We start from the raw sequence: 11,252 nt of genomic DNA, 5'->3' as shown, positions 1-11,252 counted from the left end.
CGGTCGGTGCGGCGACGCCGTCCCGGGACGTCCGCTTGACCCGGCCCCTGGGGCAGGCCTGAGGGTCGAGGCGGCCCCGGGCGACCGTCCGGGTGACCGGTTCGACCAGGGAGCACCCGGATGACCGACGTCAGGCTGCGTGAGATCCCCGAGCTGCTGGTACTCACCGAACAGCGCACGATCGCCGCGCCCGACATCAAGCCCTGGCTGATGGACGCCATGGACCGCCTGCACCGGACCACCGAGGAGGTGGGCGGCCGGGTGGATCACTGCTTCGTGGTCTACCACGGCCGGTTCACCGAGGACACGCCGGAGATCCCGGTGGAGGTCTGCGCGCCGATCGGCCGTGACCGAGCGGGCACTGCGGACGTGCCGATGCGCGTCGAGCCCGCGCACCAGGAAGCGTACGTCCGGCTGCGCAAGTCCGAGTTCTCCGATCCCGCCCAGGTGGCAGGCGCTTTCGCCGCGATCGCCGAGTGGTTGGCACGCAACGGCCACACCATCGCCGATGCCCCGCGCGAGGTCTATTTCACCGATTTCACCGAGGCCGCCGACACCGACGAGGTCTGCGACATCGCGTTCCCGATCAGGTGATCCAGCCTGCCGGGCCTGCTCGGCCCGCGCGCACCGATAGGCTCGACCCGGTGGAGCACGAGCCCGTCGACCCTCCGTCCCCCACGGAGCAGCTCAGCATCGGCGCGTTCGCGCGTCGCTCCCGACTGTCGATCAAGGCGCTGCGCCTGTACGACCGGCTCGGCCTGGTCCGGCCCGTCCGGGTGGACCCGCACAACGGCTACCGGTGGTATCTGGAGAGCCAGCTGGAGACCGCCCGGCTGGTCGGCCTGCTGCGCAGGCTGGACATGCCGCTGGCGCGGATCGGCGAGGTCATCGTGGCTCCGGCGCCCGCCGCCGCCGAACAGCTGGTGACCTACTGGGCCGAGGTCGAGCGGCGAGTGACCGGCCAACGGGAACTGGTGGACTACCTGGCGGGCAAGCTCACCGGCCGCACCACGAGCGACTGCGTCGTCCGACAGCGGGACGTGCCCGAACAGTGGGTGCTCACCGAGCAGCGCCACGTGCAGGTGGACGAGCTGTCCTGCTGGATCGGCGCCGCCTTGCGCAGGCTGTGCACGGCGGCGGTCGACCAAGGCGGCTCGACCGGGCACCCGTTCGTCGTCTACTACGGCACCATCGACGCGGACAGCGACGGCCCCGCCGAGGTCTGCGTACCGATCGACCCGGGCCGGGCGGACCGCACCGACGTGGCCATCCGCCGGGAGCCCGCCCACCGCGAGGCCTACACCCCGCTGCGCCGCGTCCAGGTGGAGTTCCCCCAGATCCTGGGCGCCTACGACCAGGTTGCACGCTGGATCGACGAACACGGACTGACGCCGGGCGGCGCCCCACGCGAGGTGTACTTCGGCGAGTTCATGTCCGCCGAACCGGACGACGAGGTCTGTGAACTGGCGTTCCCGCTCGACTGACGACCGGTGGCGCGATGGGCCATTCCGAGATCCGTCCCTGCACACGGCACGATCAGGACTGGTGGCCGCAGAACTGGTGGACCCGGGTCGTGCAGGCGTCCAGGTCACGGTCGCGTTGGTCCCGGGTCGTGGTGCTGGGGACGGACTCGTCGGCGAGGGTGAAGTCGTCCAGGAGGGCCGAGGTGGATATCGCGGCGACGGTGAGATTCGATTCGCCGACCTTGTGCACGAGTTTCCGGACCTCGGCGGCGAACGGCGACGAGTCCGAGGTCAGGTAGTGGGCGAGGGCGTTTTCGACCTCGGCGGGATAATGGTCGACCTTGGCCACCGCGATCAGCAGCCAGATCGGCTTGCCGGAGTCGCCGACCAGCGCCGCGATCTCGTGGCACGTCCGTCGCCGGGCCGTTCGTCATCTCGCCACGAACAGTCGGGCCTGGAGGTCGGCTTCCTTGAGCACGATGTGCACCCGCGTGTAGGCGCCCGGGTCGATTCCCCGATACCCGTGCCGCACAACGGATTCGTGGATCTGCTCGGACACGCACACCACCAGATCCGCCTCCGGCGACCGTTCCAGTTCCAGGTACAGCGGCTCCCCGTCGACCATCCGACACGCCGTCGTCACGTCTCGGCTGACCCAGCCCTTGTCCGTGCGCAGCACTTCCCCGGCGTGGACCGACATCCGCAGCCGCATCCGCAACCTCGGCGCGGTCACCCCGTTGTACTCCCGCAGCCCGGCGGCGAGGGCGGGCACCACCGGGTCCAGGATGTCGACCTTGGACACCCCGGGCGGCACGAGGATGATCATCCCGTCGCCGGTGCCCTCCACCGCCAGCCGCCACCACGGGATGCCCGCGCGCCGGAATGCGTTCCTTACCAACAGTTCCAGGGTTCTCCTGGCGCGCAGCTGGGCCGGGTTGTCCCATCGGGACGAACCGGCGATGTCGATGACCACTATGGACCGATGCCTCGGCACACCTCGCCGCGCGCTCACCCGGTCGTACACCACCATGACGCCTCTCCCTCCTCGCTTCGGCAGTGACGTGCCGCGACGGAGGGACTTCTCCCCGAAAGCAGGAAAGAACTCCGCGTCAGCCCCGCCAGGGGCGCACGTTGCCCCGGCCCCAGGTCGGCATCGGCTCGGTCAGGTCCGGGTCCGCCCCGGTCGGGAGAGGATCACGGCCGTGCGGGTGCCCCATTCCGGTCGAACTCGCCGTGGACGTGATCGGCGGCAAGTGGGCCGTGGTCGCACCACCAGCCCACCTCAAGGACGGCGCGCACCCGCTACGGCGAGCTGCGCCGAAGGATGCCGGACGTCAACGAGAAGGTCCTGACCACCCGCCTGCGCGAGGTGTGCGCCGCGACCCCGGCCAGCACCACCCACCGGGCCAAGGTCCGTCAGCGCCAGATGACGCCCCGAGGGATGGCGCCGTAGTAGCCCAGGGCACCCAGGATGAGGCCGCTGGGCGTGATCTTGAGGGCGGTCGCGATGGACCGGTAGCCCGTGTTGTCGGCGGGCAGCTCCGTCAGGTGTCCCGCCACGTCCCACCGCGCGGCCCGGCTGTGCAGCGGCCGGTCCTCGCGCCCCACGACGGTGCCCTGTTCGTCGATGTCCCAGGCCCGGGTGTCGGCCGCGTCGGGCATGGTCTCCAGCCGCACCGGGGCACCCGTGCCGTCCCACCGCACCGCGACCACGCCGCCGTCGACCTTGCGTTTGACCTGGCCGGCGATCCGCCCGTTCTCGGCGATCGCGACGGCCGACCCGTCCGGCCCGAACTCCAGTCCCGGCAACGCGGTCACACTGCCGTCGGCGGCCCACCGCGCGGGTCTGCCATCGCTCTGACCGACCGCGACCCCGCACTCGGTGACATCACTGACCGTGTCCGATGTGCCGCCCAGCGTGGACAGGACGCGGGCCGACCCGTCCGGGTCCCACAGCACCGCCCGCTTCTCCCCACCGGTCCCCGTGAGCTGGCCGTAGGCGACGCCGTGCTCGGTGATGCCGGTGACCGTGCCCGCCGGATAACCGGACGGGAGCGCCAGCGCGGTGATCACGCCGTGCCGGTTCCAGCGCACCGGGTGCGTGAGCCCCGCCGCCGTGCCGGTCATCCCGACCGAGACACCGCGGTCGTTGACCGCGACCGCGCGACCGCTGTCGTCCCCCGTCACCGTGCCGAGGTCCCGGATGCCCTGCGAGTCCCACCGCACCGCCCGCCAGGCACCCGCCGCGGTCTGTGCCTCGCCCACGATCGTGCCCGGGTTGTTGATCGCCAGGGCGCGGCCGCGGTCGCCGCCCAGGGTGCCCAGGTCGACCGGGATCGAGTTGCCGTCCCAGCGAAGCGGACGCTGCTGTATCTGGTACGGGATCAGGATGGAATAGCCCACGACCGTACCGCTGTCATTGATATCCGCGACCCCGCTGGCGTTGTACTCCTCGGCCGACGGGAGTTCCACCGGCTGATACTCCCGCGCGGCGGCCTGCGCCTGCCCCGGGAACACCACCAGCGCCGCGAGTACCGCTCCCCCGACCACCAAGCCCCTCTTCGACATCCCGACTCCCCTGCCTTCGACGACGGACCCGTAGCCTCTTACCTCCTTCCGTTGTCCGACAAGGGGAACAGTGCCCATAACACCCGGTTCCCGACCGGCACGGGGTAGTGGACCGACCGTGCGCGCCACTGCTCCATCCCGGCATTCATCCACAGTGGACACAAGATCGAGCATCCCGGGTCGCGCAGGTCCGGCGTTCGGCGCCGGTCGACGGTCGCGGCCCGGAAGAGTGACGGGTCAGGGCAGCAGGTGTCGGAAGGCGGTGTTGACCAACGTCCGCACCTGCGCCGCCGTCAACCCCGCCCGGTCGCCGTCCCGGAAGGTGTCGACCGAGATCGTGCCGTCCGGCCCGTAGGTCTCCATCCGGACCCGCAGATCGACCACGCTGCCGTCGGTGACCCCGTCGGCGGCGATGGACCGCTCGCCCAGCGTGGTGTCGCCGAGCCGGAACGAGTAGCCGAACCGGGCCCCGATGCGGCCGCCGAACATGCTCTGTTCCTCCGGCAGCACCAACGCCGCGCGCACGTGCTTGTCGAATACCTCGCCGGTGATCTCGGGTGACACCAGCACCACGTGCGAGACCTTCAGCGACCGGTTGCGCACATACACCTCGATCCCGCCCTGGGACGGGTTCGGCGCGGGCCGCACGGGTGTGTCCAGCGCGTGGTCCCGGCTCCAGGCCGTGATCAGGAGGTCCACCGCCGCCGTCCAGTCGGCGAAGGCGTCCAGGTAGCGGCGGGGAGCCAGCAGGCGGGGCGGCGGGGTGTCGTCGAGGCGCAGCACGAACAGGAACGCGCGGCTCTGGTCCAGGTCGTGCATCAGGGCCGCCGAGTACTCGGCCTCCACCCAGCGCCTGCCGGGGGTGTGCCGCGACCAGAGCAGCACGTAGAAGTCCGCGGTGCCGAGCGCGTCGTTGATGGCGAGCGCGATGTCCTGGCCGGGCCGGATGTCGGTGTCGATGAACACCTCGATCCCGGCGGCGCGCAGGTCGGCGCCGAGCCGGACGGCGGTGTCGCGGTCCTCGCCCGCGAAGGACAGGAACGCCTGGGGTCTCGTCACGATGCCGTCCCTGGTCACGATGCCGTCCCTCGTCATGGTGCCCTCCCACTGCCGGGTGTCCGCCGGTCGTCGAGTGTCCCGCGGATCCGCCTGCGGATCGGCCCGGCTCCCGTCTGCACGCCCGGATCGCCGTACAGGGTCCAGCACGCCCACGCCGCCGGGTGGGTCGGGTCCAGTCCGCCGGTCGGCAGGCGGAGGTGGCCGCGGGCGATGTCGCGGTGCGCGCGGTGCAGGGCGAGGTCCCGCGGCAGATAACGCAGATAGTGCTCGAACCGGTCCAGCACGGCGGCGGCCCCGCTGTCGAGCGCGTCCCACCGGGCGGCGACCACGGCCGCGGCACCGGCCCGCAACGCGGCGCGCACGAACCCGAGCGGCTCGTCCCGACCGCGGCGCTGCGCCATGCCGGACTCGCAGGCACCGACCATGAGCGTGCCGCAGCCGGTCAGGTCCATGCCCGCGAGCCGGTCGGCCGTCAGGTCGCCGTCGGGTCCGGCGAGGGCGACCACCGAGCGCATCGGGTGGTCCGGGTCGTGCCTGCCGTGGGCGTCCAGGCGGATCCGACGATGGGCCCCGGTGGCGACCGCGTCCCGCAACGCGGCGGGAGTGGCACCGTCGCCTTCGAGCACGGTGCGATGAGGCATGTCCGCCGCCGCGATCAGACCCTCGGCGGGCGGCCGCACCAGCAACCCCTGGTCACCTCGGGTCCTACCAGCACGCGCGCGCAACGGGAAACGCATGGACAGACAAGGCAGGTCCGTGATCGCGTAGCGCTCCCCCAAGTGGAAACCCTCGCCCCGCAACGCATTCAACGGAACATCCGCGAGCAGTCCCCCTGCCACGGCCGTGATCCGGTCCGCGCCCGCCGTCAGTTCCGCGAGCACCCTCGGCAACCCGATGAGCGCGCCGACACGATCGAGCGCGGCGTCGAACTCGCCCCCGGCGACGGCCGCCGCGAGCACATCGGCCCCCTGGCAGGCGAGCAGCTCGTCGACGGCCTCGGCGAGCCGGTTGATGTCGACCGCGACCGACAGGCTGCTCATCCCCCGCCGCGTCACCAGCACGTGGTGCACACGGTCGGGGACGGCGTGCATCATCCACAGCACCCGCGACCGGGGCAGGCCACGCGTCACGCGCAGACACCACCGCCGAGCGGCCTCGGAATCCCCCAACCCCGGCAGATCCCGCGCACCGGCGATCCCGTCGAGCACCGTCGCCCCCCGGGCGGCCTCGATCGCCACGACCAGTTCCGCCGACGCCCCGGGGCCACCCGTGCCCACCCCCGCCGCGGCGGCCCGGACACGCTCGTCGTATTCGTCGCTGGCGGCAAGCAACATGCCGACCCGGACCTCGTCCGAGACCTGCCTGGCCGCGACGTGCTCCTCCAGCCGGTGCGCCGCCGCCCACAGATGCGCCGCCTCCGTCCCCCGCGCGCTCCGCGCGTGGACCCGGCCGAGCAGCCGCAACGCCAACACCCGGACCTCGGTCAGGGCCGTCTCCCCGGCCCGGTCGACCGCGGCCATGAAGTGCCGCGCGGCCTCGTCATCGGCGTTCCGGGCGAACTCCAGCTCACCGGCGGCCAGGTGCCACAGCGCGTCGTCCCGATCACCGGTCACATCGACCCGCAGGCCGCGCAGCGCGGTCTCCGCGTCCGCCGGACGACCGGCATCGATATCCGCCCGCACCCGCCACAGCGTGTCGTCGAAGTCCGCGGACCGGAGGTCGCATACCGTCCCATCCGCGACGAGACCGTCCACCACGGCCTGTTGCCGCGGGGTCGTCGCCGACTCCCGCAGTATCGGCAGGACCAGCTCGAACTTCTCCTCCTGCCTGCACAACCGCAGCAGCACCGCGGCCTCGGCCAACAAGGTGAACCGGTGTCCGACGTCCTTGGCCGGGTCCGCCAGCGCCCGGGTCACCGTCGCCAGGGCCTCCTCGTAGCGCAGTTGCCGTTTGAGCGCCCGCGCCCGGTTGATCGAGTCCGCTGTGGACAGTGGGCCCGCGTCGGCAGCCAACACCCCGGCGGCCGTCGCGTCGCCCGCCCGGACGGCCACCACGAACCGATCCCGGTCGACGGCCGCCACCGCGTCGTCGGCACCGGCCTCGGCGAACACCGAGCGGGCCGACGCCAACCGGTCCATCGCGCCCCGGATGTCACCCCGGTCGGCATCGGCCAGCGCCCACACCCGCAACAGCCGCGCGCGGTCGCCGAGCCCGAGATCGGCCTCTCGCAACACCGGCAGTCCGGCCCGCACCACATCGTGCTCACCGAGCGCGGACGCGATCTCCACCGACTGCAACCGCAACGGCGGGTGGCCGGGAAACCTGTCCAGGTAGTCGGCGCACCTGGCCCGAGCGAGGGTCAGCCGACGCGACGCCACCAGCCGGGCGACATGGTCCATCGCCAGCTCGGGCCACGGGTCGGGCACGGACCCGTAGGCATCGTCCACCCCGTCCGGATCGCCCCGGGCGAAGGCGGCGTCGGCGTCGAGCACGTGCCGGGCCGCCGGGTGCTCGGGCGGCAGCGGAGCCGGTCCGGCCATCAGCAGCCCTCGACCGGGCAGACCAGCAGGACCGTCCCGCCCTGGTCAGGCTGCCCGGGGCCGGCCGGAACCGAGGTCGTGGTGGCCGTGACCGGTGGTTGCCCCGTCACCCGGACGCCGCCGGGCACCAGGTCCCACCGGCCGCCCGCGGCGACCCGGACCTCGGGCTGCTCGGCGGCGCGCGGCTGTTCCGCAGGCCGCGCTTCCTGCACCTTGACGGTGACGTGCCGCGCGACCGCGTCGGCGACCAGCGGCCCGTCCGCCAGTGACCACAGTGGACGGAACTTCTCGTTCAGGTAGACCGGGGTGTCCCCGCCGAGCAGGTCGGCCAGGTCGCGCTCGGTGCCGCCGCCGACGATGGTCATCGGGCTGTCGTCGACCCGCGCCAACCGGTCGCCGGAGACCTGGAAGTACCTCGGGGTCCCGGGGTCGGGGTGGAGCGCGGCGACGACCCGGCTCGTCCACGGGTCGGTGGCGGGCACCAGGAGCACCTCCCCGCGCCCGACCAGGGCGACACCGTCCGCGCCGAGGCCGACGCCGCGCCACAGGCCGTCGTGCTGCGCGTCGACGACCTTGCCGAAGTCCCGCAGCAGCGCGGCGCCCTCGGCGGTCCCGCCGAGGCCGACGACGCCGTCCTCCGGGTGGGCGTAGGCGTGGCCGTCCTTCCACAGCACCTCGGTCGTGTGGCCGTCGCGGGTGGTGACCTTGAACGTGGTCGCGTCGGACGCGCGTTGGTCGACGAGGTTCGCCTTGGTCCCGGCGACATCCAGCCACGGCTTGCCCGAGGTCGGGTGGACGAACAGGCCCCAGCCGAACCGGGCGTCGCCGCCGCCGGGGGTGGGCGCGCCCAGCCGGAACGCGGGATCGGTGCCGCGCGGGGGCGGGGAGTCGGTGAACGACACCCAGTCCGCGCCCACCTTCGTGGCGAAACCGCCGTCGACCGGCATGGTGTAGAGGCCGTCGGTGGGGACGTCGGTCACCTTGGCGCGCGGATCGGCGATCATCCTGGCCTGCACGGACTCCGCGATCGCGCGGGCCAGGTCGAGCGGGCCGCGCGACCAGCGGACGCGGACGGTGGCACCGTCCTTGGTGGCGGTGAGGTCGCCGACGGACTTGCCCGCCATGTCCAGGTGCTGGTCGACCCGGCCGTGCCCGGACTTGAGATCGACGTGCAGCGACCGGTCGCTCTTCTCGTCCGTCCACAGCTTCAGCTCGCCGAACTGCGCGACCTTGCGCGGGTTGGCGGCGATGTCCACGGTGGCGTCGTCGGCGCCTCGTCTGCCCAGGTCCCAGCGGGTCCACTCGGCCCGACCGCCGCCGTCGCCGACCACGTCACGGGTGAACCGGCCGGTACCGTCGGCGCGGGAGAAACGCGAGTCGGGGTCGAAGGTCCCGGCGCGCCCCACCCCGGGGACGCCGTCGGTGTAGGAGCCCTTGGCGTTGCGCGCCGACCGGTCGGCGAGGGAGATGCCGCCGGAGACGTAGATCCCGCCGCAATCCTGGTAACCGGACGACATGGGCTGCACGACGACTTCCTCGTCGTCGCCGAAGTCCGCCTGGACGACCGCGGAGCGCTCACGCAGTTCGGTGTGCGCGGCGTACCAGGCGTCGAAGCGGAGGGTGCGCTTCGGGGTGGCCGTCGTGGGCAGCGTGGGGCCGTCGTGCGCCGACATCCAGTCCATGGCACCGGACCAGCGCATGATCTGGTCGAGCCGGGCGTACTGCGGCTCGTAGTCGGCGACCGCCTGGAAGTGCTGGTCCCACCACCGCATGCCGCGGCCGAGGGCGTAGCCCATCTCGACCTCGCTGGTCGCGCCGGTCGTGCCCTCCGGCTGCGTGCGACTGAACAAGCGGGTCGGCTGGGCCCCGAGCAGCACGTGGTCGTCGTCCCCGCCGAACGCGCCGTCGTTCTGCCCGAACCACAACCGACCGCTCTCGTCGCCGGTCTCGCAATGTGCCCACGCGGTGTCGACCTTGCTGCTGGCCAGGAATCCCGGCACGTGCGCGCCGACATCGGCGCCACCGCCGTCGGCGGCCCACCGCTTGGCCATGTAGTCGGTGTAGAACATGGTCATGCCGACCTCGGTGCCCGCCAGGCCGCCCTCGTAGCGGGCCTGGCCGAACGACGGACCGCCGCCGGGCCTGCCGATCGTGTACAGCGCGACCAGCCAGGCACGGTCGGTCGGTATGCCCAGCCTGCGCGCCGTCGCCTGGTCGGGCAGGGCGTTGTCGTACACAGCCTTGTCGAGGACGTCCGCGAGCTCCGGCGACAGCGCCCCGCTGGACACCTCCAACGCGGTCGCGGGGGTCAGGCCGGGGACCACCGAGGGCAGCGTCGCGGCGTCCGGGGTCTCCGCCGGGTCGAGCGAGAACCCGGGCCGGGTCCCGCCCGCCTCGTACCCCGACTGCAGGACCGCGACATCCTCGGCGGTGATCGGGTTCGGCTGGTCGGCCCAGCGCCAGCCGCCCGCCCAGAGCGTGCCAGCCCGGTTCTCCACAGTGGACAGTGAGCTGGTGCCCGCGAGGAACTCGCGCAGCCGGTCGTCGGTGTCGACGGGGGCGGTGACGTAGCCGAGGCGTTCCCGGGCCTGTGCGGTCGGCTCGGCCGGGTCGGCGGCTACCTGAATCGTCTTCGCCTGCCGGTCGTCGGTGTAGTGGTGCACGGCCAAGGACGCGGGGTCGTGGCCGGAGTCGGTGCGGTACTGGTCGAGCAGCAGGGCGATCGTCCTGGCCTCGTGCGGGTCGCCGGTGGGGACCAGCACGTGCAGGGTGTCGCCGTCGACGAGAGCGCGGCCGGGGCCGACGGCCTGGCGGGAGAGGTCGGCGAAACCGTCGTCGCGGATCGGCAGGGCGTCGAACAGGTTGTCGCGCAGGGTGTCCGTGTCGATGTCGAGGTGGGCGGCGAGCGCGGTGCGGAGCCAGTCTCGTACCTGGTCGTCGACTTCGGGGCCGGTCAGGGAGGCGAGCCGGTCGGCTGCCTGGGCGTAGTCGACGGTGAGGTTCGGGGCTGCGGTCAGTCGGGGGCCTTGGTCGGGCTCGGTGGGCCAGAGCAGCCAGGCCAGGAGTGCGGCCACCACGGCTGCGGCGCCGATGCCTGCGAACAGGGGGCGTTTGCCCTTGGTCGGGCGTGGCTGGGTGGGGAAGCGGATGCGGAAGTGGATGTCCTCGCCCATTGCGCCGCCGCCGGGGACTCTGACCAATGAGCCGTCCTCGGCGATGGGGATGCGGACCTGGACTGTTTTGGAGCCGGTCCAGACGGGCTTGACGACCGGTTGGCCTTGCTCGGTGGGGTCGAGGTCCAGGTCGAATGGGTGTTCGGGGGTGCCGGTGGGCTCTCCGGGGACATCTGTGGGCATCGGGGCTTCCTTGGCGGTGGTGGTCCGCTTGACGGTGCTTACCCAACACCTACGCGGAAGTCGCGGCGGGGGTTGTGTTGGTAGTGGCGGGTAACTGTCGTGTTTTTGTCTTGTTGCTGGGAGTTGTTGGCTGCTGTGTTTATTGGCCTCGGCTTCGCCTCGGCGGCGGGATCGCCTTTAGCCGGTCTCTTCCCACCCGATCCCACTCGGCCCTGGGGGCCTCCTGGGATCGGGTGGGAAGAGACCGGCGCGATCCCGCGTGGTGG

9 protein-coding genes are annotated in these 11,252 nt (G+C 72.3%); 3 read left to right on the top strand and 6 right to left on the bottom strand.

Going from position 1 to position 11,252, the window contains the following annotated elements; all coding sequences use genetic code 11:
- The first annotated feature begins 120 nt into the window (after positions 1–120).
- Entirely contained in the window at positions 121–594 is a 474-nt protein-coding gene (locus C503_RS38605; RefSeq protein WP_018681728.1) for a GyrI-like domain-containing protein, read from the top strand.
- A 50-nt stretch (positions 595–644) separates the two neighbouring features.
- Positions 645–1,484: a MerR family transcriptional regulator gene (locus tag C503_RS0108315; protein ID WP_018681727.1), complete on the top strand. Its 840-nt coding sequence runs from the start codon at positions 645–647 to the stop codon at positions 1,482–1,484.
- Between the two features lie 52 nt (positions 1,485–1,536).
- Here C503_RS0108315 and C503_RS0108310 read toward each other — a convergent pair whose 3' ends face one another.
- Positions 1,537–1,812: a hypothetical protein gene (locus C503_RS0108310; protein ID WP_018681726.1), complete on the bottom strand. Its 276-nt coding sequence runs from the start codon at positions 1,810–1,812 to the stop codon at positions 1,537–1,539.
- An 81-nt stretch (positions 1,813–1,893) separates the two neighbouring features.
- Entirely contained in the window at positions 1,894–2,493 is a 600-nt protein-coding gene (locus tag C503_RS0108305) for a hypothetical protein (protein ID WP_018681725.1), read from the bottom strand.
- 294 nt (positions 2,494–2,787) lie between these two features.
- Between C503_RS0108305 and C503_RS48830 the strand changes: the two genes are divergently transcribed.
- On the top strand, positions 2,788–2,916 hold the full coding sequence (locus tag C503_RS48830) for a hypothetical protein (RefSeq protein WP_018681724.1): 129 nt from the start codon (positions 2,788–2,790) through the stop codon (positions 2,914–2,916).
- Here the strand turns inward: C503_RS48830 and C503_RS0108295 are convergent.
- The 4 genes from C503_RS0108295 to C503_RS0108280 form a co-directional block, all read right to left on the bottom strand.
- A complete protein-coding gene (locus tag C503_RS0108295) occupies positions 2,880–4,031 on the bottom strand; it encodes a hypothetical protein (protein ID WP_018681723.1) in 1,152 nt (383 codons plus the stop codon). The genes C503_RS48830 and C503_RS0108295 overlap by 37 nt on opposite strands.
- Positions 4,032–4,268: 237 nt before the next feature.
- Positions 4,269–5,126: a toll/interleukin-1 receptor domain-containing protein gene (locus tag C503_RS0108290; protein WP_018681722.1), complete on the bottom strand. Its 858-nt coding sequence runs from the start codon at positions 5,124–5,126 to the stop codon at positions 4,269–4,271.
- Positions 5,123–7,630 carry a CHAT domain-containing protein gene (locus C503_RS0108285; RefSeq protein ID WP_020608205.1) on the bottom strand — a complete coding sequence of 836 codons (2,508 nt, stop codon included), beginning with the start codon at positions 7,628–7,630 and terminating at the stop codon, positions 5,123–5,125. The genes C503_RS0108290 and C503_RS0108285 overlap by 4 nt, the downstream gene beginning before the upstream one ends.
- Positions 7,630–10,986: a hypothetical protein gene (locus C503_RS0108280; protein ID WP_018681721.1), complete on the bottom strand. Its 3,357-nt coding sequence runs from the start codon at positions 10,984–10,986 to the stop codon at positions 7,630–7,632. Before C503_RS0108280 ends, C503_RS0108285 begins: the two co-directional genes overlap by 1 nt.
- Between the last annotated feature and the right edge of the window lie 266 nt (positions 10,987–11,252).

The organism is Actinokineospora enzanensis DSM 44649, from assembly GCF_000374445.1.
Lineage (GTDB): Bacteria > Actinomycetota > Actinomycetes > Mycobacteriales > Pseudonocardiaceae > Actinokineospora > Actinokineospora enzanensis.
The sequence above is the reverse complement of the archived record's forward strand: the minus strand, read 5'-3'. Positions and strand labels throughout refer to the sequence as shown.